A 23,729-nucleotide genomic window follows, 5' to 3' on the forward strand; every position below is an offset into this window, starting at 1 on the left:
AACAATCGATGAAATATCAGGCACTCCGACGCCGCGTATTTTGGCTCTGCGCTAAAAAATGCCACAATGGAATGATTAGAAGATCCGGCAATTGCCGTCACAAAGGTTTTACATGACGAACTTACCGCAATTCTCCCGTGCATTACTGCACCCGCGCTATTGGCTCACCTGGCTGGGCATCGGCTTTTTATACCTGCTGGTGCAGCTCCCCTACCCGGTGCTTTATCGCATCGGCTGCGGGCTGGGCCGGCTGGCAAAACGCCTGATGAAACGTCGCGCGAAAATAGCCTACCGCAATCTTGAACTCTGCTTCCCGGACATGAGCGAGGAAAAACGCGAGCAGATGGTGATCGCCAACTTCGAGTCAGTCGGTATGGGGCTGATTGAGACCGGCATGGCCTGGTTCTGGTCTACGGAGCGCATCAATAAATGGTGCCACTACGAAGGCGTGGATATTGTTAAAGGCATCGAGAAAACGGGCCAGGGCATTTTGCTGATTGGCATTCACTTCCTGACGCTGGAGCTGGGCGCCCGTATTTTCGGCATTAAAACGCCGGGCATCGGCGTTTACCGCCCAAACGACAACCCACTGCTGGACTGGCTGCAGACCTGGGGGCGCATGCGCTCCAATAAGAGCATGATTGACCGCAAAGATCTGAAAGGCATGATCCGCGCGCTGAAAAATGGCGACATCATCTGGTATGCCCCGGACCACGATTACGGCCCGAGAGGCAGCGAGTTTGTACCGTTCTTTGCCGTTGAACAAGCTGCGACCACCACGGGAACCTACACGCTCGCCAAACTCTCCGGCGCCTGCGCCGTGCCGTTTGTTCCGCGTCGCCTGCCGGGCGGCAAAGGCTACGAGCTGACGATTATTCAGCCAGAGCTGAACCCACCTCTTGACAGCCCGGAAGCAACGGCACGCTGGATGAACAAAATTGTAGAGAAGTGCATCCTGATGGCACCGGAGCAGTATATGTGGCTGCATCGCCGCTTTAAGACGCGCCCGGAAGGTATGCCCGACCGTTACCAATAATGCTTAACAGCCGCCTTTTAAGGCGGTTTTTTTTGCCTTAGTTTGATCGAAAAAGCCCTTTGATTTGCCAGCCCAATGCCAACAGGCGCATAATTAGCAGAGTAATAATTCCCTCTCTTCTCTTTGGCACTGGCAACTTCGGAGCGGTATGACTCCCCCTGACAGCACTATCAACTGGAAGCGTAATCTGGCCGTCGTCTGGGTTGGCTGCTTCCTGACCGGCGCGGCATTCAGCCTGGTCATGCCCTTCCTCCCGCTTTACGTTGAGCAACTCGGCGTCACCGGCCACAGCCAGCTGAACATGTGGTCCGGGCTGGTCTTTAGCATTACCTTCCTGTTTTCTGCCGTGGCATCCCCTTTCTGGGGTGGGCTTGCCGATCGTAAAGGCCGAAAACTTATGCTGCTGCGTTCCGCGCTTGGCATGTCTGTCGTCATGCTGATGATGGGTCTCGCACAAAACATTTGGCAATTTCTGGCGCTTAGGGCCTTACTTGGCCTGCTGGGTGGATTTGTCCCTAATGCCAACGCACTGATCGCCACCCAAATACCACGCCATAAAAGCGGCTGGGCACTTGGCACGCTGTCTACGGGAGCGGTCAGCGGCGCGCTGCTAGGCCCGCTGATGGGTGGCCTGATGGCGGACAGCTACGGGCTACGCTCGGTGTTCTTCATCACCTCGCTGGTGCTGTTTATCTGCTTCGTGATGACGCTGTTTTTTATTCGCGAGTCGTTCACGCCCGTTTCCAAAAAAGACATGCTGCACGCCCGCCAGGTACTCACCTCATTAAAAAATCCCCGCCTGGTACTGAGTCTGTTTGTCACCACGATGATCATCCAGGTTGCCACCGGTTCTATCGCGCCTATCCTGACGCTCTACGTGCGCGATCTGGCCGGTAACGTCAGCAATCTGGCGTTTATTAGCGGGATGATTGCTTCCGTGCCCGGCGTAGCGGCGCTGATCAGTGCCCCAAGACTCGGCAAGCTGGGCGATCGCATTGGGCCGGAAAAGATCCTGATTGGCGCGCTGGTGATCTCCGTTTTGCTGCTCATCCCGATGTCGTTGGTACAAAACCCGTGGCAGCTCGGGGTCTTACGCTTCTTGCTCGGTGCCGCCGACGGGGCGCTGCTCCCCGCCGTGCAAACGCTACTGGTCTATAACTCTTCCAGCCAAATCTCGGGCCGTATTTTCAGCTACAACCAGTCGTTCCGCGATATTGGCAACGTCACCGGTCCGCTGCTCGGCGCCGCCGTTTCCGCCAGCTACGGCTTCCGCACCGTGTTCCTGGTCACCGCCAGCGTGGTGCTGTTTAACGCCCTTTACTCATGGATGACGCTGCGCCAGCCTGCCGAACGACTCCGTATTCCGGGGGAATAAATCTCCGACTTGCAGATTTGCCAACAGCGTCAACAATTAACTGGAAATCGTAACGGAGCAGTCGCTCCCCGACCTTTGCCACAAGGAGATAACCATGAGCATGTATGCAACCCTGGAAGAAGCCATTGATGCCGCGCGGGAGCAGTATCTTGCCGATAACCCGAGCGTGGATGAAGAGAGCGCCAGCGTCGAGCAATTCAATTTCCAGAAGTACGTTTTGCAGGATGGTGACATCATGTGGCAGGCCGAGTTCTTTACCGACGACAGCGAGGAAGGCGAATGCCTGCCGATGCTCAGTGGGGAAGCGGCGCAAAGCGTGTTTGACGGTGATTTCGATGAGATTGAACTGCGCCAGGAATGGCTGGAAGAGAATACGCTGCACGAATGGGACGAAGGTGAATTTCAGCTCGAGCCGCCGCTGGACACCGAAGAAGGTCGCACGGCGGCAGACGAGTGGGATGAGCGCTAGCCGTTATTCATACGGCCCGTGGCTGGCGTCAATCGGCAACAGCAAAGTGTCAAAGATCAGCGAAAACGGCAGGTCGAGCACGGTAATATAGCGCCATGCGCCCTCGCGTACATCCCAGCGCACGCCGGGGTAATATTGGTTCCCGTGCCCTTGCCCCGGCACCGTCCGGCTAATAATGCTGCCGCAGCCGCTTAGCAGAAACGCCATCATCAGTACCGCAATTATTTTACCCACACATGCACTCCTGTTCAGAACGCGCTGAGTATAACCATCGCCGAATAAAAGGCAAAAAAATGCCGACCCTGAGGTCGGCATTATCACTTCTTTAAGGCCTTACTTTGCCGTCAGCGCCAGCGGGTTTAGCTGCAGCTTTCTGTAGCTCTCCACCCAGGAAGAATAACGCTCCGGGTTCGCCCACACGCGGTAATGCAAGCGCGACATGGTCATCGGGTCGCTCAGCAGAACCAGGCGGCGGTCGCGGTTGAGTTTGTCCGGCGTTTCGTTCAGCGCCTGCTCAACGTGACGGTCTCGGGCAATCTCCAGCACCAGACTCTTACGGTGACGAGCCGTGGCCATCGCCGTGCTCAGGGCGTTAAACGACGGGTTAAATACCGCGTGCATAAAGCCATCGTCCAGCGTACGGCTGCGGTTCAGCTCCAGATAGTTCTCGGTGTCCACCAGCACCTGCGGCGGGGAATACTCTTCCGGGATCAGGAACAGCTTCCAGCGCTTGGTGCGCAGGCCGAGGCTCGCCCGGCTTGAAAGCACGGAGACGAACGGCGACAGGATCAGCGAGAAGACAATCGGTGCCAGCCAGAACAGGAAGCGCAGATCCAGCCAGGCCATGCCCACTGCCCAGACCAGGCCCAGCAGCAGCTGAGAACCATGGCGCATAAAGGCTTCACCCCACGGCGTGGAGTCATCGTCACGCTGCGGCGAGTTCCAGACCACTTCCCAGCCCAGGAACGCGCTGACCACAAACACGGTGTGGAACAGCATACGCACCGGTGCCAGCAGCACGGAGAACAGCACTTCAAGCAGCAGTGAACAGGTCACTCGCAGGAAGCCGCCGTACTCTTTAGAACCTTTGCACCAGATAAGAATGATGCTCAGCAGCTTAGGCAGGAACAGCAGAACCATGGTCGAGGCAAATAGCGCAATCGCCAGCTCAGGACGCCACTGCGGCCAGACCGGGAACAGCTGTCTAGGCTGGAGGAAGTACTGCGGCTCGGTCAGAGCATGTACAACCTGCAGCGCGGTAGAGAGCGCCAGGAACATAAACCACAATGGGGCAGACAGATAGGACATGACGCCGGTCAGGAACACCGCGCGGTGAACCGGGTGCATACCTTTGACCAGGAACAGACGGAAGTTCATCAGGTTACCCTGGCACCAGCGGCGATCGCGTTTCAGCTCGTCCAGCAGGTTCGGCGGCAGTTCTTCGTATGAGCCAGGCAGGTCGTAAGCAATCCACACGCCCCAGCCGGCACGGCGCATCAGCGCGGCTTCGACGAAGTCATGGGAAAGAATCGACCCGGCAAAGTTACCTTCACCCGGCAGCGGCGCCAGCGCACAGTGTTCAATGAACGGCTTCACGCGAATAATGGCGTTGTGGCCCCAGTAGTGGGATTCCCCCAACTGCCAGAAGTGCAGGCCCGCAGTAAAGAGCGGCCCGTAGACACGGGTAGCAAACTGCTGGCAGCGCGCATACAGCGTGTCCATGCCGGAGGCTTTGGGCGAAGACTGAATAATACCGGCCTTCGGGTTCGCTTCCATCAGGCGCACGAGGTTGGTCAGGCAATCACCGCTCATGACGGAGTCGGCGTCCAGCACCACCATGTAGCTGTACTGGTTCCCCCAGCGACGGCAGAAGTCATCGATGTTGCCGCTTTTACGCTTCACGCGGCGACGGCGACGGCGATAGAAGATCTGCCCTTCGCCCTGCACTTCCGCAATCAGCTCCATCCAGGCTTTTTGCTCCGCAACGCAGATATCCGGGTTGTAGCTGTCGCTCAGGATATACACATCGAAGTGCGCCTGCTGCCCGGTGGCTTTGACGGATTCCCACGTCGCACGCAGTCCAGCAAACACGCGATCGACGTCTTCATTACAAATCGGCATGATAAGCGCGGTACGGTGCTCGGGGTTGATGGGCTCATCCCCCACCGTTGACGCAGAAATGCTGTATTTGTCTTTGCCCATCAGCAACTGCAGGAAGCCCATCAGCGCGGTCCAGAAACCGGCAGAGACCCAGCAGAACAGCACGGCAAACAGGATCAGGATGCCGCTTTGCAGAATGTACGGCAGCAGCTGCATGAAGGAGACCCACAGATCCTGTCCCCCCATGTCCGCCGGGTTAATCAGCGCCCAGCCCTGGTACGGAAGGATCGTCTTCATGTACCAGGTTGCGACCACGGTTTGGGCCAGCGTGAGGATCAGCAGAATGTAGCGGCGAATCGTGCCGACGGTACGCCATTTCTGCTCAGAGGCCTCTTCTTCTTTAGACGCGAACTTAGACTTCGTTTCGCGACCAAGCAGGCGATCCCAGAAGCGGCCAATCGGGTTGGTACGCCACGGGTCCGGGAACATAGAAGCACGCGTCGCTTTCGGCATCGCCTGAAGCTGGGTGCGCCCTTCATCATCGGTGATCAGCTGTTCGCCGCCGAGAGAACCCGGCCAGCTCGCCTCGAGACGAGCTTTTACCGAAGCCAGAGGAGAATCATCCGCTCGTTCAAAGTGGTGATGCTGCGCATCAAGCGCCTCATGCACCGCCTGAAGATCGGACGCAGGCAAAGCCGCCTTCTGCTCAGCAGAAAGCGGGAGTGCTTCGATGTAGTCAGGCCAGAATTCAGTAGACTTATTCATTGGCAGGCAGCTGGTAGCTCCAGGTTTCACTCAATGTCTGCTCGCCGTTAACCAGCGCAGCACGCATATCCGTCGTCTTCTTCTCGTCTTTCAGCTTCACGCGCAGCGTTAAACGCCAGCCTTTGTTGACTGGGTTATAGCGCACCTGGCTGTCAACGATCTCACCGTTATCGCCAATGCTGGTCTGTGCGGTGACCGGCGTGTCGGCTGGCAGTTTTTTCATCTCTGCCCCGGTAAAGTCCACCACAAACGCAATGGTGCCGTCCGGCTGGCGGATCAGGTTAGACTGCTTCACATCCCCGGTAGAACGGCGAGTTTGCAACACATACGCGTTATCCGGCGCATGCATTTTGTCTTCGTCGCGGCTAAAGGTGATGGTGTACTTAAAGTTCATCTCTTTGCCTGGGTCCGGCAGCTGATCCGGCGTCCAGTAAGCAACGATGTTGTCATTCGTTTCATCGTTGGTTGGGATTTCAACCAGCTCTACGCGGCCTTTACCCCAATCCCCGACCGGTGCAACCCACGCGCTAGGGCGCTGGTCGTAACGATCGTCTAAATCTTCAAAGCGGGAGAACTGACGGCCACGCTGCAGCAGGCCAAAGCCGACCGGGTTTTCCGTAGCGTAAGAGCTAACGGCCAGGTGTTTCGGGTTGTTCAGCGGACGCCAGATCCATTCCCCGTTACCGGCGTGAATAGACAGGCCGTTGGAGTCATGCAGTTCCGGGCGGAAATTGGTGGTTGGTGAAGGCTGATTTGGCCCGAACAGGAACATACTGGTCAGCGGCGCAACGCCCAGCTTGCCTACCTTGTCACGCAGGTAAACTTTCGACTGCACGTTCACCACGGTATCGCGCCCAGGGGTGATAACGAAACGATAAGCCCCGGTCGCTCGTGGGGAATCAAGCAGTGCATACAGGGTTAACGTTTTATCCGTTGGCTTTGGACGTTCAATCCAGTATTCGCGGAAGCGAGGGAACTCTTCACCAGACGGTAAAGCAGTATCAATCGCCAGTCCTCGGGCAGACAGGCCATACACCTGGCCGGCGCCAATTACGCGCAAGTAACTCGCTCCGAGCATGCTGACAATTTCGTCGTTCTTATCTTTGCTGTTGATCGGATAGAGCACTTTGAACCCGGCGAAACCGAGATCTTTTACGGTATCTTTATCGTGCTTTACATCACCGAAGTTAAAATAGTCCGGATTGTATTTGATCTGGTGCACCGCGGTGGCGGTCACTTCGTTGATGGTTACCGGCGTGTCGAAGTACATACCCTGATGGTAGAACTCGAGCTTGAATGGGGTCTTGATGTTGCTCCAGTAAGCTTTGTCGTGATTAAACTGGATCTGCTGGTAGTCCGCGTATTTCATCTCGCGGAATTGCGAAGGCAGGTTGCTTTTCGGTGCTTCGTAGCTCTTGCCCGCTAAGGTTTTCGCCTGTTTTGCGACATCGTCGATAGTGAACGCCCAAACCGAGGTGGTATAAAGGGACAACATTACCGCAGCGCCAAGCCAGGACACTTTCATCATATTTGCTTTATGTTTCATATTAACCAGCACATCCCCCTTTGTGTGCTTAAATCAATCTATCCATTTTAATGGAAAGTTTTGCTTTCCGACAACCAAATCACCGCTTTGTTCAGCGTACTGGCTCAGGGTTTAAGCAAAATAAAGACAACTGCTTACGCTTTAAGAGTTCATCCTGGCGACAGGATGACATGCTTAGTGTAGGGTTGCCACGAATATGTAGACTGAACTGGACTTTTAGCCTGATGGGATAGGGTCTTAAGGATAAGACGAATAGTCTGAAAATGTCTGGAGTATTATGAGTAACGCACCGCAACAACGTGAGTTTTTCCTGGATTCTATTCGTGCATGGCTGATGCTGTTGGGCATTCCATTCCACATTTCGCTCATCTATTCGAGCCATCACTGGCACGTCAATAGCGCAGAACCCTCCGCGAGCCTGACGCTGTTTAATGATTTTATTCACGCGTTTCGTATGCAGGTGTTCTTCGTTATTTCTGGCTATTTTTCCTACATGTTATTTCTGCGCTACCCGCTGAAACGCTGGTGGACAGTGCGTGTAGAGCGCGTCGGCATCCCGATGCTCACCGCAATACCGCTGCTGACGCTGCCTCAGTTCATGATGCTGCAGTACATCAACGACAAAACTGGCCTGTGGCATACGCTCACCGGCTATCAAAAATACAATACGCTGGTGTGGGAGCTTGTGTCTCACCTGTGGTTTTTACTGGTCCTGGTGATATTAACGACCCTGGGCATGGTTTTGTTTCAAAAAATTAATAATTTTATAATTAGAAACGAACAGAATAATAATTCACCAATTACCCTGGGAAAACTCTCACTTTTATTTCTCGGCTTCGGCATTTTATACGCCGCTATTCGCCGGACTATTTTTATTATCCACGCGCCGTTATTAAGCGACGGGCTGTTTAATTTCGTGGTGATGCAAACGCTGTTTTATCTGCCGTTCTTTATGCTTGGCGCGCTGACTTTCAAACGCGAGTCGCTGAAAATCCTGTTCACCACGCCTTCACGCTGGAGTCAGGTGGGCGCGGTCTTTGCGTTTGCCGCCTATTTATTAAACCAGCGCTACGGCAGCGGCGATGCCTGGATGTACGAAACGGAAAGCGTGATCACCATGCTGATGGGGCTATGGATGGTCAACGTCGTGTTTTCGCTGGGCTATAAAATGCTGAATTTTAAATCCGCGCGAGTGACCTATTTCGTTAATGCATCGCTGTTTATCTATCTGGTACACCATCCGCTCACGCTGTTCTTCGGCGCGTTTATCACGCCGCACATCACGTCCAATATTTTAGGTTTCTTCAGCGGGCTGGTCTTTGTAGTCGGCATCGCGCTGCTGCTTTACGAGCTGCACCTGCGAATTCCCCTGCTTCGTTTCCTGTTTTCAGGCAAGCCGAAGGAGAAGGCGGCGACGCCACAATCATTTGCGGGATAACACACTAAAGGCCGGGTATGAACACCGGCCTTTTTTATCTCTGCGACGGAAATCTTAGCGGCCACAGATTGAAGTTTTATGAAGCTGTCGTGATTTATTTATGACACTCAGCCGCAATCTGCTGATAAATCTGCGTGTTCTCATCATCAAAGCAAACAAATACCACGCGCTCCGGCAGCGGGCGCAGACCAATGTATTTGTAAGCAACATCCCACGCTATGCGTGCGGCCTGCGCTTTTGGAAAGCCATACACGCCGGTGCTGATGGCCGGAAAAGCAATTGAGCGGTAGCCGTTAGCGGCGGCTAAATCCAGGCTGTTACGGTAGGCCAGTTCCAAAAGCTCGGCTTCGTTCTGCTCGCCGCCGTGCCAGACTGGCCCCACGGCGTGGATCACCGCTTTTACCGGAATGTTCCCGGCCTCGGTAATCACCGCCTGACCCGGGGGACATTCGCCCTGCAGCTGGCGTACCGCTTTACAGGCTTCCAGCAGCGCAGGTCCGGCGGCGCGATGTATCGCCCCATCCACTCCCCCACCGCCCATCAGCGAAGGGTTTGCCGCGTTGACAATCACATCGACCTCAATCTGCGTGATGTCTCCCTGGACGACCTGTATGCGTTCACTCATTAACCATTCTCCAACTGTACTTTGCCGTAGTCTATTCTCGTCAGACGGGGCGCGTACATGACTATTATCGTTTCCGGACATTTCAACTTTTGAAAATCTCCGGATATCAGCCACAAAAAACCCCGCCTTCACGGGGCCTTTGTTATTGGATTAGAAATCAACAGTCATGGAAAGTTTCAGGGTGCGTGGGTCACTTTGCGTAATATACGCCCCGCTGTCGTCGACAGAAGCCCAGTATTTTTCGTTAGTCACGTTTTCGACGTTGGCGCGCCAGGTCAGCGTCTGTTCGTTAACCTTGGTGCTATAGCGCACGCCGAGATCGAGGCGAGTCCAGCCGTTCAGCTTAATGCTGTTGTCGGCGTTGGCGTATTGTGACCCGGTGCGCATTAGCGTCCCCGTCGCAGTCAGGTTCTGCACCCAAGGCAGATCCCATTCGCCGCCCACGGACCAGGAGTAACGCGGAACGCCGATCGCATCCTTACCGTCGTTTGTCCCGCCGTTAGTCTTCACCATTTCTGGCTGAAGCCAAAGGGCACTTCCCAACAGGCGCACGCCGTACAGTGGCTCACCAAATACGTTCAGTTCCATACCGCGGCTGCGCTGTTCGCCATACAGGCCGTAAAGATTGTTGCTGTCGAGCATCCCCACCGGCTTTTCGATCTCAAACAGCGCCAGGCTACCGCCCACGCGGCCGAAGTCCATCTTCATGCCCACTTCGTTCTGCTTCGACTGCACAACCCCGACCACGTTTCCGGCATTGGTTGCTTTAGAGGTTGCTGTCGGCCCAGGCTGCAGCGCTTCAATGTGGTTCGCATAAAAAGAAACCGGCTCCCACGGCTTCACTACCAGGCCATAAACCGGCGTAACCTTGAAAGCATCAAAGCGTGTTTTAGGGTCTTCCACACCGGTATAGCTGTAGTTACGAACCCGCACGTCCTGGCGGCGAGCGCCCACGGTCAACAGCACCTTATCGTCCAGCGCGGAGAGCGTATCGGACAGCGAAACCCCGCTTGTTATCGTGCGGCTCCGCTGGGTCGGATCGTCCATATTGCTACCGGAAGCGACCGTCGGGAAACGGCTCAGGTCGAGATAAGACGGATCGTAGATATTATTCCCAACGGCGGTTTTGCTGGATGACATGGTGTAGGCCGCGCGGGTTTTACGGTAAACGCCGGAATAGCCGAGGTTCACGCTGTGGCCGATAAAGCCGGTATCAAATTTCCCCCGCACGCCGCCCATGCCGGAGAAAGCGTCGGCGATGTATCGCGTAGACAAACGAGTCTGGCTGGTGTTGCCCTTGTTATCAACAAACTTAGGCACGCTGTAATTGCCTCTTTCGTCGGTTTCGCTGGTGCCCAGCGCGCCATAAAGCGTCCAGCTGTTCGCCACATCATACTCGCTGTGCAACGCGGCAAAGCGAGAGCTCATGTCTGAATAAACCCACGGCTGCCCGTAGTTTGTTCGGTTATCCGGCACCTCAGGCATCTGCGTAATAGCGCCAACCCCCACCCCGATACGGCCATTGTGTACCGTCATCTTCTGGTAGCCGCCGTCGAACGACGTCCGCAGCCTGTCGCCTTTGTAATCCAGCCCAACGCTTGCCAACGATGTTCTGTTCTTCTGCTCGCGAACCTCACTCTCGCCTTCACGGTGCAGCAGGTTCACGCGGGCGCCAAACTGGTCGTTATCCCCAAACCTGCGGCCAGTATCCAAAGAGCCTCCAATCTGCGAACGCCCGGTGTAATCCACGCCAAGTTGGGTATGTGGTTCACTGCCTGCACGCTTGGGCTCAATATTAATGGCCCCGCCCACGCCAGACCCGCCCGGAGGAACACCGTTCAGGAAGGCCGTGGAGCCCTTAATCACCTCGATGCGTTCCGCAAGTGCCGTGCTGGTGATCTGCCGCGGCAATACGCCATACAGACCGCCGTAAGAAATATCATCCCCGTCTAACAGGAAACCGCGCACGCGGTACGACTCGCCAAAGTTACCGTAGCTGCGCACGGGCTGAATAGTCGCGTCATTACGGACAATGTCGCTGAGGGTATTGGCCTGCTTATCCTCGATCATTTTGGAGGTATAGCCGATGACGTTAAACGGCACGTTGCGCGCATCCTGCTCACCGAGCATGCCCAGGCGACCGCCATTGGCCACCTGCCCGTCCAGGTAAGCAGGCACCAGCTCGTTACCGCCTTCGCGAAACTGCGTATCCGGGGTCGCCGTGACGGTAATGGTCTCTTCTTTCACTAAAGCTTTTTGCTGAGGATTTTCCTGTGGCGCAGCGGCAACAGGCATGCAGGCGGCAGCGATCAACGCTGCGATCAGGCGCGGTTTAAACCCGGCCTGGCGAGGTGGTTGGTGAGGCATTGAAATTTCCTGGTAAAATAAAAATAATTAATGAGAACGATTATGATTTTGATCGTGATTATCGTTTCATCATTAGAAATTGCAAGAAAAATGCCCAGAGGGAGGTTGACCAGTAAAAACGCCTGGCCACGTAAATAGAGAGGAACTCAAACAGCAGGCACGCCCGGAACGAGCCTGCTTTTAAGGCCAGTCACGCTTTGCGTAACAGCCAGATAAAGTACGGCGCACCGCAGAGCGTGGCTAACAATCCTGCCGGGATTTGGAACGGGAAGATAAGGCTTCGGCCCAGCCAGTCGGCCAGCAGCATCAGCCCGGCCCCGATAGCAATAGCCACGATAAGCTGGGGCATTGCGCGGCGGAAGCCGAGCATTCTTGCCATGTGTGGTGCCATCAACCCAACAAAACTTAGTGGCCCCACGCAGAGCGTTGCGGCAGCAACTAGTCCGGCTGCCAGCACCAGAATGCTGATGCGCGATTGACTCAGGGCAATGCCCAGGGCCTGAGCCGTCTCACCGCCCAGCGGGAGTATAGCGAGCCAGCGGCGCACCAGGGGCGTAAGCTCAATCAGCGCCAGCGCCATGCCCCCGCTCACCAGCGCCTGCTGCCCGGTTACTTTCCAGGTGGAGCCGGACAGCCACGTCAGCACCGACCCGCTGCGCGGATCTCCGCTGGCCAGATAAAGCGTGAGCAGCGTGGCGAAAACGGTACTCAGCGCCACACCGGTCAGTAAAAGCCTTCCCGGAGCCAGCCCGGAGCGGGCTAAAACGAGCATCGCCAGCAGCGTGAGCGCCGCGCCGGCAAAGCCCGCCGGCAGTTGCCAGGCGCTGACGTCGCCGGGGACGAGAAATATCAATAACACGATGGCGCAGGCCGCGCCGGAACTCACGCCCAGCACCTCGGGGCTGGCCATCGGATTGCCGGTCATTTTTTGTACCAGCGTACCGGCCGCCGCCAGCATTGCGCCCGCGGCAAGCGCCGACAGCACCCTCGGCCAGCGCCACTGCCACATTTCTTGTATGCCGATAAACCAGCCTGCGCTTTCCCGCCCAACGCCCAGCGCGAGCAAGGCAACCAGCGCCAAAACAGCAATAATCAGCAATACCGTAGCGGGGGAAAGTTGGCGTTCCGCAATCGCGCTGGCATCATCAGAAGCCGCCAAACGCTGATGGCGCAGGCGTGGCAATAACCACAGCATTAACGGTGCCCCCACCAGCGCCGTCACGGCGCCGGTGGGCAGTTCTTGCCAATAGCGTCCAACCCACAGAACCAGTTGATCGCTCAGTAACAGCAGCAATGCCCCCGTCGCCATCGAAGCCAGGAGTTTAGGCAGCAGACGTCTCACGCCAAACATGCCGGCCAGGACCGGAGCAAACAGGCCAATAAATCCGATCACGCCCACCACGCTGACCAGCATCGAACTCAGCAGCAGGGCCAAAAATAGCCCGCCCACGCGCACTAAAGCCAGCTTCATCCCCAGTCCACGTAATACGGTGTCATCCAGGGCCAGCATACCCAGCGGGCGAATCATCAGTACGATGAGTACCAGCACGGCCAGAAGCCTCGGCCAAAGAAACTCCACGCCAGCCCAGTCGTACTGGTTCAACATCCCGCTGCTCCAGATAAAGAGATTTTGCAGGCGTTCATGGTTGAACAATACGAGGAAGCTTTTTACGGCTCCGCAATAAAGTCCCAATACCAGGCCGGCAAGGATTAGCGTAACCGGCGACATTCGTTTACCCCAGGCAGCCCCGAGCACAATACTGCCTACGGCCATTGCGCCAGCCAGCGCCGCAAGCTGTTTGCCGGTTTCCCCTGCCCCCGCCAAAAACAGCGTCGCAAGGGTCAGCCCCAGCTGTGCCCCAGCCGCAACGCCAAGGGTGGCCGGTTCGGCCAGAGGATTACGCAGAATATGCTGAAACAGGCAGCCTGCCAGCGCCAGCCCGGCGCCGGTAAGCAGCGCAAGCGCGGTTCGCGGCAGCAGGCTGTAGTGAAACAGCATCTGCGAAACATCGGTCACCTGAGGCAGAGTTATCGCTTGCCACCAGAGCCCGGCAGGCAGCATTTGCTGGAAGTTGTAGCCGGTCAAAAACAGCGTGAAGGCACAGAGTATAAGCAGGATTATGCGCACAGTGCCTCCGGCAGGAGCTGGCAAAAACGCAGCGCCGAGAAGCTGCCGCCGTAAAACCATACCGCTGGCAGCAGGTGTAACTGGCCCTCGCGCACGAAAGGCATAACCTGCCATAGCGCAGATTTCGCCACCGTTTTGACCGGATCGTCATCGCCGTGCATAAAGCAAATTGCCGTGACGTTTTCCAGCCTGACCAGGGTTTCAATGCCCACAATGGCGCTTCCCCAGGCATTGGTTTTCCCGTCCCAGGCGTTACGCATCCCCAGCCGTTCCAGCAGGTCGTTAAACAGGCTGTTGCGGCCAAAGATCATGACCCGGCGGCTATCAAGAAATGAAAACATCACCAGCGGGTTGGGATTACCCGGCAGCTTTGCGCGGGTGGCGGCCATCTGCTGGTGAAAATGGGCCAGATGTTCGGTAGCCTGCTGCTCCCGCCCTAAAAACTGCCCGAGCCTCAGAAGATCTTTTTCCAACAGCGCCAGCGGGCGGCCAGAGGCATCATTAAAGGCCGTCGACCAGCAGGGAGCGATAGATGTTAAATCTGACTCAGCCGGCCCGAAGCCTTTGGAGATGAGAAAAAGAGAAGGAGTGAGACGCTGCATCAGCTCGCGGTTAGGCTCGTTTCTCAGCCCAACGTCAACGACGGTTTCAGGCAACGTTGGCTCCCCTACCCAGCGGTGATAATTACGCTTATCGGCAATCGCCATCGGCATAATCCCGAGCGCCAGCAACATTTCAACCGGTCGCCATTCCAGGGCAATAATACGTGCGACATCAAAGCGGCGGGCATCAGCCTGGCAGGGAAGAATGGCCGCCAGAGGCAGCAGGGAGGCTAGCGCCAGCAGGCGTCGGCGGCTTAAAGAAACGTCCATATAAATAGCAATAGTTATCGTTCTAATTAAGTTTTACACATTATGCCGCCAGCCGCCGCCAACGCAATCAAAAACTCAGCTAGCGGCCGGGCATTATTTAGAAGACAAGGCGTTTGCGCTCTTCCTGACTAAGTCTGCGGGGTTCAAACTGATGGTGCGTAAACGTTATTTCCGTGGCGTCATCCTCCACGTCATTCAGCTCAATTCGGTCCAGCGACTTCTCACCATAAAGCGTAATCGAGCGGAACAGCCCGCTGAGCGTTTTCTCAAAGGGAATTAATACCAGCCGCCATCTTCCCTCCCCCAGGTCGGAAAACTCGCTGATAAAGTCTTTCTCAAGCGCTTTTCGATCGAGATAAAACAGCGTACGCAGCAGTTGGTTGAACTGAAACATTGGCGGATTGTTCTCCGCGGTGATTGCCTGCGGCGGCTGGTTACCCATCACCTGAACCATCCGATTCTCCCCAACAACCAGTCCCATCGGGAAAGGCTGACGCTGCTGCCACCACAGCCCTTTATGCTTTGTCACCACAATCCGCCCGCTGGAATGCAGCGGCTGCGCCATGCCTTTTATCTGGCGCTCCTGCTCAAACTGCGCCCGCATTACCGGCACGGCGGCAAATCGCTTTTGGATGTCATCCAGCGTTACCGCCCCTGTCACCTGCGCCACCAGCAGAAGAGAAAGGAGCAAACTTTTTTTCACAGCAATAACCCTATGCGTTCAACTGAAATCGATCCGCGTTAGTTTACTCTGCTATGTGGTCTGAAACCAAAAATACACAGCCCGCGTTAAACGGGCCGTGGCGTTATTGATAGGTAACGTACAGCACTGCTGTTTTGTGCTGTGGGTCGAGGTATTTCACACGGGTTTGCATCGTACTATCATTATGAAGGGTAATACCATCCAGAGAGCTAAGGGCAACGGTCTGAGTGACGGGTTTGCCTTTTTCGGTGCAGGTCATGGCGACATTGGAGCTGGCCGATGTCCACTGACAGCCGCCTTCTACTATTTCACCTCGAAAATGAATGATGCCAGAGGATGCAGCCTGAGAAAGCGGTGAAACCGCGATGCCCAGCGCCAGACAAAGCAAATACTGCTGAAAACTTGCTTTCACGTTTATTACTCCTCGATTGCTGTCGTCCCTGAAGGTTATCGGCAGAAAATCAAAGATAATTAAACAGTGATCCATGTTTTTTGTTCTTGCAATACTTCCGTCACATATATTTGTTTGCGGTCAAGACTTCCCCGGCTTTTGCCACTGTTGCTCAAGGTGAAAGGCTTTTCCGTCGCTCAGGGTAACAGTGACCGTGACGCTGTCTCCGGGGTCAATATTCAAACTTAGCTGCGACAGATCGACGGCCTGATGTGCTTTTATAAACAGTTCGCTGCTTTGGTGGCTGGAGCTTTTCCCCGACGGGCCAGTTTTGGTTGCCACCAGCGTCAAGGTGCACTGGCAATCCGCCGCCAGCGTCGCGACAGGCGTTATTGTGTAGATGTTTTCCTGCTGCCGGGTATTAAACGTCAGCTGACTTGAGAGTGCGGCAAGCAATACCAGGGTATGCATACAACCTCCAAAGAAAAACAGGGCCGTCGGCCCTGTTCACGCGATAGCCAGGTCGCTTTAGTACTGAGATGCAGTGGCGTGGTTACCGTTGCCGAACTGGGTGACCGACACCAGAGAGCTGGATGCCGTCTGATTAACCACTGCCCCGTTGTTGGTCCCGAACTGCTGAACATCAATCTGCGCGTTTTTCCCGTTCCACTGGCTGATGGTGGCATTGTTACCGTAGCCATCCTGCAGCAGTTTAATATCGCTGCTGTCAGAGCCCTGGCCAACTTTTGCCCCATTCACCGTGCCCAGCTGTTTAATTTCAGTCTTCGAATAGAACGCATTCGACTGCAGCGCTGTGGCATTATTTCCGTTACCCTGCTGATATATTTTCAAGGTCGAGTGCTGAGCCTGCTGCGGATAGGTCGCCATTGCACCTGCGGAAACAACCAGTGCTGCTAATGCTGCCACTTTGAAAAGATTCATACTAAAACCCCCATCGGATTGATAGTTTCAGCCCAAATATTTTGCTTATCGCTGAATAATGCGAATCGCCATTTGTGACTGGTTTTGCACAACAACTGCTGACTTCTGGGTACCGTACTGGGTAATGTTTGCTTTATTACCAGAACCTCGTTGGATAATAAGCGCCGCATTACCAAATGAATCCTGCTTAATACCCGCCTCGTTGGCGTTACCTTCTTGCGAGATATAAGCCAGGTTATAACTGCCTGATTGTTCGATGTTTGCCCGGTTGCCTGCTCCGCTTTGCGTAACCTCAGAAAGTTGCTTCTGACCCCGCTGAACTACTGCAGCATTATTATTGCTACCAGACTGGCCAATAATGGCCGTTTGATTAAATTGAGGATTGCTCAATTCATTGACAGCAAAATTATACTCAGCAGTGGCGAGATCGTTACTCGCCGCAAAACAATGACTCGCCAGGCCAGCGAACATTATAGAAATAAAATATTTTTTCATTCTGTCACCCTGAACCAGATAATGCCGGAACAATATGACGCGTAACATTCAGGTCAAGCATAACGGACCAACAATAATGTGTTATTGCATCGTTACGCAAATTAGTATGTTACGGCAACAATTAAAAATATCTCATGCCGGGGTGGTATTTTGCATTATAAAATTCACACCAAAGTATTAATACGAAATAAAAACAGACAATCATCACTATTACAACCCCCTGATCCAGGGATCGGATAATCATTAGCACACTTATTTAAAGTCACCTTAACTCTCACTGACTTAGCACAACTTAAGCGATGCTTAGTCAGTTTATGAGAAAACTTCGTCATCATACTCAGTTTTCTTAAGCGAAGCGGTTGAATGCTGGGAACGCGGTTTTTAAAATTATGAACAGAGTGAGTAAAACAAAAAAATAAAAAATAAAATACATAAAATACAATTAGTTAAAATTAAAAATCGAAATTAATTTTCTATACAGAAAGCAAAAAACGTACAACTTTCTGCTTAAAATTAAATAGCGAACACTCTCAATTGAAACATTTTAATACCCAAAGAAACATTTAGTTACATAGTTAACACTTGCGTTAAAATATCCAATCGCTAAATTGGAAACAGTTACCACTTCTTTAGTTAATTTTCTTTTGCTGACCGAAATAAAATCATTTCGGCGATTAAAAATATTTAACATACAGCACCGTCGCGGCACTCGTCACGTTATAGAGAATTAATTCTTATTAATTCAAAAGGTAGCGACATAAACCAGGTGGAGTTTCATCATGTATAATGAAGTCCATGCCCTTCAGGGCCCTACGTTATTGTTAATGACAAAACCCTCTCTCCAGGCTTCAGCCTTATTACAGCACCTGCGCGCCTCGTTAGAAATAAATGGCCGTATTCATAATATTCAACGGCCACTGGATGAATTTCCCGGTAATGTTCTGATTTTATTTGATATGGCGGAAACAGATAAAAAGACCATTCTGTTCTGGCAGGATAAACTAAGTCGTAAAAACTGTCAGATAAAATTGTTGTTACTCAATACGCCGGAGGAGTATCCCTTCCGGGAGATTGAAAGCTGGCCGCACATCAATGGCGTTTTTTATCTTGCTGTAGAAGAGCCCAAAGTCATCGAGGGACTGCGCGGGGTACTGGCTGGCGAATGTTACTTCTCGCAGAAACTGGCCAGTTATCTGATCAGCCACTCCGGCAACTACCGGTTTAACAACGCCGAGTCATCCCGCCTGACGCAGCGCGAAAAGGAAATACTGAATAAGCTGCGCGTTGGTTCTTCCAATGTTGAAATCGCGCGTTCGCTGTTTATCAGCGAGAACACGGTCAAAACGCACCTGTATAACCTGTTCAGAAAGATAGCCGTCAAGAACCGAACTCAGGCGGTTTCCTGGGCCAACGATAATCTTCGGCGATAGCCCCATGAAACGTTCAGCTGCATTTACGCTGGCAGCTTGCTGCTGCCTGATAAGCAGTGTCCTGGCCGAAGAAGTCGAGATCCCTGGACTGCTGACAGACCATACCGTCACCTCCGTTGGCCACAGCTTTTATCGCGCCTTCAGCGATAAATGGGAAAGCAACTATACCGGTAATTTAACCATCAACGAGCGCCCCAGCGCCCGCTGGGGGAGCTGGATAACGATTACCGCAGGCCAGGATGTTGTTTATCAGGCTTTTCTTTTCCCCACAAAGCGCGACTTTGACAAAAACGTTGACGTTGCACTGGTCCATACCGATGAGGCGCTTAAACGCAGGCTGATCGATAAGCAACTCTTGAGCACCAGCGATTTAACCCACGATGAATTCTAGGAGACGATGATGCGTATTTATCATGCCGTACTGCCCGTGCTGTTATTTACGCCGCTGGCCTGGGGCGGGAATATGGTTTTCCAGTTTGTGAACCCCAATTTTGGCGGTAACCCCAATAACGGCGCCTATTTGTTAAATTCGGCCCAGGCGCAAAACTCTTATAAAGATCCCAGCTACAGCAGCGATCTAGGCATTCAAATGCCCAGCGCGCTGGATAACTTCACCCAGGCGCTGCAGTCGCAGGTGCTGGGCGGGCTGCTGACCAATATTAATACCGGTAAACCAGGGCGCATGGTCACCAATGATTTTATCGTCGATATTGCCAACACTGACGGCCAGCTTCAGCTCAACGTCACCGACCGCAAAACCGGCAAAACGTCAACCATTCAGGTATCCGGCCTGCAGGCGAATTCTACGAATTTTTAGTGGCTTAACCTCTGAAAGGATCACTATCATGCAGCGCATACTTCTGATTATGGCGGTGTTTTTATTAAGTGGTTGTTTAACGGCTCCGCCAAAAGAGGCCGCCAAACCAACGTTATTACCGCGCGCGCAAAGCTATCTCGACCTGACGCATTTGCCGGAAGCAAAAGGGAAGCTTTATGTCTCGGTGTATAACATTCAGGACGAAACGGGCCAGTTCAAGCCCTATCCTGCCAGCAACTTTTCTACCGCCGTACCGCAGAGCGCGACGTCTATGCTGGTCACGGCATTGAAGGATTCCCGCTGGTTTATCCCCCTTGAACGCCAGGGGCTGCAAAACCTGCTTAACGAACGCAAAATTATTCGTGCCGCCCAGGAAAATGGCACCGTGGCCGATAATAACCGCGCCCCGCTGCACTCTCTGATGGCGGCCAATGTGATGATTGAAGGCTCGATCATTGGCTACGAGAGTAACGTCAAGTCGGGTGGCGCGGGCGCTCGCTACTTTGGCATTGGGGCCGACACGCAGTACCAGCTTGATCAAATTGCCGTTAATTTAAGGGTGGTGGACGTCAGCACCGGCGAAGTTATGTCGTCCGTCAACACCAGCAAAACGATCCTGTCATACGAGGTGCAAGCCGGCGTCTTCCGGTTTATTGATTATCAGCGTCTGCTGGAAGGTGAAGTGGGCTATACCAGCAACGAGCCGGTCATGCTGTGCCTGATGTCCGCCATTGAAACGGGGGTCATCTATCTGGTCAACGACGGTATCGACCGGGGACTCTGGGATCTACAGAACCCGGCCGATATTAACAATCCGGTGCTGGTGAAATACAAACAGCTCTCAACGCCGCCCGCTTCATGAGGCTCTGTGCATCGATAAAAAAACCAGCTTTCGCTGGTTTTTTTATTCGCTTAGCAATGAGCTGGCTTTCGGTTTTGGCTTGTCCCGCCGGGCAGCGAGCCACAACCCACTGTTTTTCATGGCAAAGCCAAACATCAGGCCTAAAAGCAACGAAGGTACAACGTTGTGCCACTCACCCTGATTGGCAAAGGTTGCACAGGCGCCGATAAACGTCCCGGGGACAAACGAGAGCAAAATATGGCGCGCCTGAATACACATCAGGAAGGCGACTACGCCGGTCATGATGTAGCCCAGGATTTCCGCCTGCGGCGCCAGCGCGCTGCCGTGAATAATTACCAGCGCCCACAGCACGCCGCTGCACAGCGTACACAGGGAAATAAAAAGCCCCTTCATACCGCCCTGCGGACAGGCAAAATAAGCGGTACAGCCGAGGAAACCGGCCCAGCCCAGCAGGCCGAGGCTCACCGCCACCCAGCCCCAAAGGCCGGAGAGAATACCGGTGGTGATTGCTAATGGAATAAGTGTCTTCATGGCGCCGTATCATAGCAGAGGCCGGGCCAACCACTACGATCTGGCGCACGTTTTTTGCAAATAAGAAATCAGCGTTACATTTTAATTGTGATTAACATCACAATTACTCATCCTCTGATTCCTGCAGCTCATCGCGCATGGCCTGCAGCGCCTCACGGCTGATCGCCGCCAGCGTGCGGTAGAATGGCGTTGTGGCATGGGCTTCAACTTTGCCCAGGAAAGTCCCGCACCACGGCATCAGGTAGTCATCAAACAGCGTCACCTGCGCTTCAAACTCATCTTCATGAGACTGGTCTTCAAGCCACGAGGCCGCCAGCAATAGCGTCCCAAAATGATCGGCCGGGGACTCACCCAGCGGCATGCCACGCTGCTTCAGGAACTGGCGCACTTCGCCTTCATCGCTCCCCTCTTCCCAGGCGGAACGGAATGGCGGCACGCTGCATTTTTCGCCAACAAACAAAGCGTTAAAGTCGCCCGCCAGCAGCTGCGGATCGCAGCTATTTTGCAGCCGGCCCAACAGCTCATCCTGCTCCAGTGGCCAGCTTGCCGCCAGCTTCCCTTCACGGATCAGCGTAAAAAGAGGCACCAACAGGGGATCCTGCGGCTGGCGATAAAAAAGCGATCCGAGTACGCGGCAAATAATTGAAAATTCATTCATGACTGGCTCTATCCATTACGGGTGTTAATTACAGTGTGGCAAATTCAGCAATTGGCGCCATACCACGGGCTTCCAGGAAGCCCAGCAGGCGCTGCGGAGAGACGTTAAGGATCCGCTCTTCCGGGAAATTGATTTCGTCGAGGATTTTACGGCATTCGGTGAAATCCCCCAGCGTAAAGGCAGTGTGAGAGTCGGATCCTAACGCCAGCCAGCCACCTGCATCGCGCACGGCTTCGGCAATAGCGCGACAGTTTGGGCCGCTGCCAATACGCGAATGGGTAAACGAAGAATTATTCAGCTCCAGCGCGACGTTATACTTCGCCGCCGCCGCCGCAACAGCTGGGATATCAATCTCAAACTTAGGATTCCCCGGATGGCTGATGATATGTACGTCGCCGTTCGCCATCGTCGCGATCATCGCTTCGGTGTGGGTGGCTTTATCTTTGGGCGGGAACACCGGCTCATGGAAGCCCGCGATAATTAAATCCAGCGCGTCCAGCATCGGGCCGGTGCAGTCTATTTCCCCGGCGGTATTTTTAATGTTCGACTCAATACCGCGCAAAATGCCGACGCCATCGACCAGTCGTGGCCAGATACGCATATTAATAAAGTGCCAGTAATGCGGCGCATCCGCCATATCCGGGCCGTGGTCGGTAATGGCGAACAGCTTGATACCTTTGGCTTTCGCAACGGCAATATAATCGTGGAGGGTACTGTAGGCGTGGGTGCTGGCAACGGTATGCATATGCAGGTCAACGGGATACATGGCTTTCTCCTTTTCTATTTTGAAGTAAGGATACCAGCAATCTATGACAATTTTTAGCCTGCTTCTGGAACGTTATCAGCCCGGCCAGGGCCGGGCTTGATGCTTAATAGCCGTGCTGAAGTGAGACCTCACCTGAAACGGCTTCACCGTTTTCCAGTTGAGTAATCGTTTTTGCTATATAGGCAATCGCCTCATCAGGACGAGTTACCGCTGCAACATGCGGCGTAATTGCCACGCGAGGATGTGCCCATAGCGGATTATTTTCCGGCAGCGGCTCTTTAGAGAAGACGTCCAGCATTGCCCCCTTGAGCTGCCCGGCATCCAGCGCCGCAAGCAGATCGGCTTCGACAAGGTGAACCCCGCGCGCGAGATTTATCACGTAGGACTCTTTAGCCAATTGACTCAACAATTCACGATTGATGATGCCGACGGTTTGCGGCGTATTAGGCAGCAAGTTGATCAACACGCGGGTGCCGCTTAAAAAGGCAGGCAGCGCTTCGCCACCGGCAAAACTTTCTACGCCAGGGAAATCTTTCTTACTGCGGCTCCAGCAGCGAACCGGGAAGCCCCAGGCCACAAGACTTTCAGCGACTTTACCGCCCAGCACGCCTGCACCGAGGATCCCAATGGTGAAATCCTCGCGACGATAATCGTCCAGCGGCTGCCATTGCCCCTGCTGTTTTTGCCTTTGGTAATCGTCAAAACGACGGAACCAGTGCAGCACCTGACTGATCGCATACTCCTGCATCTGCAGCCCCATGCCGGTGTCTTCGAGGCGGAACAGCGGCACGCCGTCAGGCAGCATGTCAGGATGAGCCTGAAGTTTACTGAGGATAGCGTCAACGCCCGCTCCCAGCGCAAATACGCCTTTTAGCCCTTTACGGCCGCTAAGCATTTCCACCGGAGGATGCCAGACAAGGGCATAGTCTGCGGGTTGCTGGTCGCCCTGCTTCCACTGGCGAACGCGAGCGCCAGGCAAAGCCAGCTGAAGGCGATTCAGCCAGTACTCGGTGTCAAAAGTGGGGTGATGAAAAATAATGTCCATACTGCCTCCTTTTTTCTTAGGCTTGCGCGAATCGACTCGCCATGCAAGCCCCAAAGTAATAAAAAGCAGCATCTTGTGGTGGTTTAAGAATCAAGTTGGACGAAGTTTGGCTAAACGCACCAAAAACATGAAATTAGCATTGACGGCGAAGCCCATTTTCCCTAAATTAGCGCCCGTTCCAGCAGCGCTGGAGCGACAATATGGTGAGGTGTCCGAGTGGCTGAAGGAGCACGCCTGGAAAGTGTGTATACGGCAACGTATCGAGGGTTCGAATCCCTCCCTCACCGCCATATTTAAAGAAGAGCTCGCATGCAAATGCGGGCTTTTTTTTCGCATGTTGCACCACGAGGGACGGATGAGAACCCTCG

Annotated in this window: 24 protein-coding genes and 1 tRNA gene; 9 read left to right on the plus strand and 16 right to left on the minus strand. The window is 54.0% G+C overall.

The window, feature by feature from the left end; all coding sequences use genetic code 11:
* The first annotated feature begins 112 nt into the window (after positions 1-112).
* The 3 genes from A936_RS00570 to A936_RS00580 all read left to right on the plus strand — a co-directional run bounded on the left by A936_RS00570 (position 113) and on the right by A936_RS00580 (position 2,880).
* On the plus strand, positions 113-1,036 hold the full coding sequence (locus tag A936_RS00570) for a Kdo(2)-lipid IV(A) acyltransferase (RefSeq protein WP_008453533.1): 924 nt from the start codon (positions 113-115) through the stop codon (positions 1,034-1,036).
* A gap of 148 nt (positions 1,037-1,184) precedes the next feature.
* Positions 1,185-2,411, plus strand: coding sequence for a multidrug efflux MFS transporter MdtG (mdtG, locus tag A936_RS00575; protein ID WP_008453534.1), 1,227 nt, complete (start codon positions 1,185-1,187; stop codon positions 2,409-2,411).
* Positions 2,412-2,505: 94 nt separating this feature from the next.
* Positions 2,506-2,880 carry a MysB family protein gene (locus A936_RS00580; RefSeq protein ID WP_008453535.1) on the plus strand — a complete coding sequence of 125 codons (375 nt, stop codon included), beginning with the start codon at positions 2,506-2,508 and terminating at the stop codon, positions 2,878-2,880.
* 3 nt (positions 2,881-2,883) lie between these two features.
* Here A936_RS00580 and A936_RS00585 read toward each other — a convergent pair whose 3' ends face one another.
* The 3 genes from A936_RS00585 to mdoG form a co-directional block, all read right to left on the minus strand.
* The gene (locus A936_RS00585; RefSeq protein ID WP_409450381.1) at positions 2,884-3,105 is read right to left on the minus strand and encodes a YceK/YidQ family lipoprotein; all 222 of its coding nucleotides are present in this window, start codon (positions 3,103-3,105) and stop codon (positions 2,884-2,886) included.
* A gap of 108 nt (positions 3,106-3,213) precedes the next feature.
* Entirely contained in the window at positions 3,214-5,745 is a 2,532-nt protein-coding gene (gene mdoH, locus A936_RS00590; protein ID WP_008453537.1) for a glucans biosynthesis glucosyltransferase MdoH, read from the minus strand.
* On the minus strand, positions 5,738-7,273 hold the full coding sequence (gene mdoG / locus A936_RS00595) for a glucans biosynthesis protein MdoG (RefSeq protein ID WP_008453538.1): 1,536 nt from the start codon (positions 7,271-7,273) through the stop codon (positions 5,738-5,740). The genes mdoH and mdoG overlap by 8 nt, the downstream gene beginning before the upstream one ends.
* Before the next feature lie 295 nt (positions 7,274-7,568).
* On the opposite strand from mdoG, the gene mdoC reads away from it, so the two are divergent.
* Complete coding sequence (mdoC, locus tag A936_RS00600; RefSeq protein ID WP_008453541.1) at positions 7,569-8,729, plus strand: glucans biosynthesis protein MdoC; 1,161 nt, start codon at positions 7,569-7,571, stop codon at positions 8,727-8,729.
* 94 nt (positions 8,730-8,823) lie between these two features.
* On the opposite strand, the gene ymdB is transcribed toward mdoC, so the two are convergent.
* From ymdB to csgB, 9 genes are all read right to left on the minus strand, one after another.
* Positions 8,824-9,354 carry an O-acetyl-ADP-ribose deacetylase gene (ymdB, locus tag A936_RS00605; protein ID WP_008453543.1) on the minus strand — a complete coding sequence of 177 codons (531 nt, stop codon included), beginning with the start codon at positions 9,352-9,354 and terminating at the stop codon, positions 8,824-8,826.
* A 150-nt stretch (positions 9,355-9,504) separates the two neighbouring features.
* Positions 9,505-11,721: a TonB-dependent receptor gene (locus tag A936_RS00610; protein WP_008453544.1), complete on the minus strand. Its 2,217-nt coding sequence runs from the start codon at positions 11,719-11,721 to the stop codon at positions 9,505-9,507.
* A gap of 190 nt (positions 11,722-11,911) precedes the next feature.
* On the minus strand, positions 11,912-13,909 hold the full coding sequence (gene fhuB, locus A936_RS00615) for a Fe(3+)-hydroxamate ABC transporter permease FhuB (protein WP_052154783.1): 1,998 nt from the start codon (positions 13,907-13,909) through the stop codon (positions 11,912-11,914).
* The gene (gene fhuD / locus A936_RS00620) at positions 13,840-14,721 is read right to left on the minus strand and encodes a Fe(3+)-hydroxamate ABC transporter substrate-binding protein FhuD (protein WP_008453549.1); all 882 of its coding nucleotides are present in this window, start codon (positions 14,719-14,721) and stop codon (positions 13,840-13,842) included. Before fhuD ends, fhuB begins: the two co-directional genes overlap by 70 nt.
* A 97-nt stretch (positions 14,722-14,818) precedes the next feature.
* A complete protein-coding gene (locus A936_RS00625) occupies positions 14,819-15,424 on the minus strand; it encodes an outer membrane lipoprotein carrier protein LolA (protein ID WP_008453552.1) in 606 nt (201 codons plus the stop codon).
* Between the two features lie 103 nt (positions 15,425-15,527).
* Positions 15,528-15,911: a YmdA family protein gene (locus A936_RS00630; RefSeq protein WP_237717555.1), complete on the minus strand. Its 384-nt coding sequence runs from the start codon at positions 15,909-15,911 to the stop codon at positions 15,528-15,530.
* A 45-nt stretch (positions 15,912-15,956) separates the two neighbouring features.
* Positions 15,957-16,286, minus strand: a complete 330-nt coding sequence (gene csgC / locus A936_RS00635) for a curli assembly chaperone CsgC (RefSeq protein ID WP_008453555.1) — start codon at positions 16,284-16,286, stop codon at positions 15,957-15,959.
* A 57-nt stretch (positions 16,287-16,343) separates the two neighbouring features.
* Positions 16,344-16,757, minus strand: a complete 414-nt coding sequence (gene csgA / locus A936_RS00640; RefSeq protein ID WP_008453557.1) for a curli major subunit CsgA — start codon at positions 16,755-16,757, stop codon at positions 16,344-16,346.
* Between the two features lie 45 nt (positions 16,758-16,802).
* A complete protein-coding gene (gene csgB, locus A936_RS00645) occupies positions 16,803-17,252 on the minus strand; it encodes a curli minor subunit CsgB (protein ID WP_008453558.1) in 450 nt (149 codons plus the stop codon).
* A 779-nt stretch (positions 17,253-18,031) separates the two neighbouring features.
* On the opposite strand from csgB, the gene csgD reads away from it, so the two are divergent.
* The 4 genes from csgD to csgG are packed head-to-tail and all read left to right on the plus strand — an operon-like array spanning position 18,032 to position 20,361.
* Positions 18,032-18,682, plus strand: a complete 651-nt coding sequence (gene csgD / locus A936_RS00650; protein WP_008453560.1) for a biofilm master transcriptional regulator CsgD — start codon at positions 18,032-18,034, stop codon at positions 18,680-18,682.
* A gap of 4 nt (positions 18,683-18,686) precedes the next feature.
* On the plus strand, positions 18,687-19,073 hold the full coding sequence (gene csgE / locus A936_RS00655) for a curli production assembly/transport protein CsgE (RefSeq protein ID WP_008453562.1): 387 nt from the start codon (positions 18,687-18,689) through the stop codon (positions 19,071-19,073).
* A 9-nt stretch (positions 19,074-19,082) separates the two neighbouring features.
* Positions 19,083-19,499 (plus strand): curli production assembly/transport protein CsgF, encoded by a 417-nt coding sequence (csgF, locus tag A936_RS00660; RefSeq protein WP_008453564.1) that lies wholly within the window; start codon positions 19,083-19,085, stop codon positions 19,497-19,499.
* 28 nt (positions 19,500-19,527) lie between these two features.
* Positions 19,528-20,361: a curli production assembly/transport protein CsgG gene (gene csgG, locus A936_RS00665; protein ID WP_008453567.1), complete on the plus strand. Its 834-nt coding sequence runs from the start codon at positions 19,528-19,530 to the stop codon at positions 20,359-20,361.
* A 42-nt stretch (positions 20,362-20,403) separates the two neighbouring features.
* Here csgG and A936_RS00670 read toward each other — a convergent pair whose 3' ends face one another.
* The 4 genes from A936_RS00670 to ghrA form a co-directional block, all read right to left on the minus strand.
* The gene (locus A936_RS00670; protein ID WP_008453568.1) at positions 20,404-20,892 is read right to left on the minus strand and encodes a DUF1097 domain-containing protein; all 489 of its coding nucleotides are present in this window, start codon (positions 20,890-20,892) and stop codon (positions 20,404-20,406) included.
* Positions 20,893-20,995: 103 nt separating this feature from the next.
* Positions 20,996-21,550, minus strand: a complete 555-nt coding sequence (locus A936_RS00675) for a TorD/DmsD family molecular chaperone (RefSeq protein WP_008453570.1) — start codon at positions 21,548-21,550, stop codon at positions 20,996-20,998.
* Positions 21,551-21,578: 28 nt separating this feature from the next.
* Complete coding sequence (locus tag A936_RS00680; protein ID WP_008453572.1) at positions 21,579-22,316, minus strand: phosphatase; 738 nt, start codon at positions 22,314-22,316, stop codon at positions 21,579-21,581.
* A 103-nt stretch (positions 22,317-22,419) separates the two neighbouring features.
* A complete protein-coding gene (gene ghrA / locus A936_RS00685) occupies positions 22,420-23,361 on the minus strand; it encodes a glyoxylate/hydroxypyruvate reductase GhrA (protein ID WP_008453575.1) in 942 nt (313 codons plus the stop codon).
* A gap of 202 nt (positions 23,362-23,563) precedes the next feature.
* On the opposite strand from ghrA, the gene A936_RS00690 reads away from it, so the two are divergent.
* Positions 23,564-23,651: transfer RNA gene (locus tag A936_RS00690), tRNA-Ser, on the plus strand.
* Positions 23,652-23,729: the final 78 nt, after the last annotated feature.

It is taken from the genome of Enterobacter sp. Ag1 (assembly GCA_000277545.1).
In the GTDB taxonomy this organism is placed as follows: Bacteria; Pseudomonadota; Gammaproteobacteria; order Enterobacterales; family Enterobacteriaceae; genus Cedecea.

Coding starts and splice junctions, on each gene's coding strand:
- mdoG (WP_008453538.1), bottom strand. CDS start 7,273: ATGATGAAAGTGTCCTGGCTTGGCGCTGCGGTAATGTTGTCCCTTTAT.
- csgC (WP_008453555.1), bottom strand. CDS start 16,286: ATGCATACCCTGGTATTGCTTGCCGCACTCTCAAGTCAGCTGACGTTT.
- A936_RS00675 (WP_008453570.1), bottom strand. CDS start 21,550: ATGAATGAATTTTCAATTATTTGCCGCGTACTCGGATCGCTTTTTTAT.
- csgA (WP_008453557.1), bottom strand. CDS start 16,757: ATGAATCTTTTCAAAGTGGCAGCATTAGCAGCACTGGTTGTTTCCGCA.
- mdtG (WP_008453534.1), top strand. CDS start 1,185: ATGACTCCCCCTGACAGCACTATCAACTGGAAGCGTAATCTGGCCGTC.
- csgE (WP_008453562.1), top strand. CDS start 18,687: ATGAAACGTTCAGCTGCATTTACGCTGGCAGCTTGCTGCTGCCTGATA.
- ghrA (WP_008453575.1), bottom strand. CDS start 23,361: ATGGACATTATTTTTCATCACCCCACTTTTGACACCGAGTACTGGCTG.
- csgD (WP_008453560.1), top strand. CDS start 18,032: ATGTATAATGAAGTCCATGCCCTTCAGGGCCCTACGTTATTGTTAATG.
- A936_RS00580 (WP_008453535.1), top strand. CDS start 2,506: ATGAGCATGTATGCAACCCTGGAAGAAGCCATTGATGCCGCGCGGGAG.
- ymdB (WP_008453543.1), bottom strand. CDS start 9,354: ATGAGTGAACGCATACAGGTCGTCCAGGGAGACATCACGCAGATTGAG.
- A936_RS00610 (WP_008453544.1), bottom strand. CDS start 11,721: ATGCCTCACCAACCACCTCGCCAGGCCGGGTTTAAACCGCGCCTGATC.
- mdoC (WP_008453541.1), top strand. CDS start 7,569: ATGAGTAACGCACCGCAACAACGTGAGTTTTTCCTGGATTCTATTCGT.
- A936_RS00670 (WP_008453568.1), bottom strand. CDS start 20,892: ATGAAGACACTTATTCCATTAGCAATCACCACCGGTATTCTCTCCGGC.
- csgF (WP_008453564.1), top strand. CDS start 19,083: ATGCGTATTTATCATGCCGTACTGCCCGTGCTGTTATTTACGCCGCTG.
- csgG (WP_008453567.1), top strand. CDS start 19,528: ATGCAGCGCATACTTCTGATTATGGCGGTGTTTTTATTAAGTGGTTGT.
- fhuB (WP_052154783.1), bottom strand. CDS start 13,909: ATGGTTTTACGGCGGCAGCTTCTCGGCGCTGCGTTTTTGCCAGCTCCT.
- mdoH (WP_008453537.1), bottom strand. CDS start 5,745: ATGAATAAGTCTACTGAATTCTGGCCTGACTACATCGAAGCACTCCCG.
- fhuD (WP_008453549.1), bottom strand. CDS start 14,721: ATGGACGTTTCTTTAAGCCGCCGACGCCTGCTGGCGCTAGCCTCCCTG.
- csgB (WP_008453558.1), bottom strand. CDS start 17,252: ATGAAAAAATATTTTATTTCTATAATGTTCGCTGGCCTGGCGAGTCAT.
- A936_RS00630 (WP_237717555.1), bottom strand. CDS start 15,911: ATGGATCACTGTTTAATTATCTTTGATTTTCTGCCGATAACCTTCAGG.
- A936_RS00570 (WP_008453533.1), top strand. CDS start 113: ATGACGAACTTACCGCAATTCTCCCGTGCATTACTGCACCCGCGCTAT.
- A936_RS00680 (WP_008453572.1), bottom strand. CDS start 22,316: ATGTATCCCGTTGACCTGCATATGCATACCGTTGCCAGCACCCACGCC.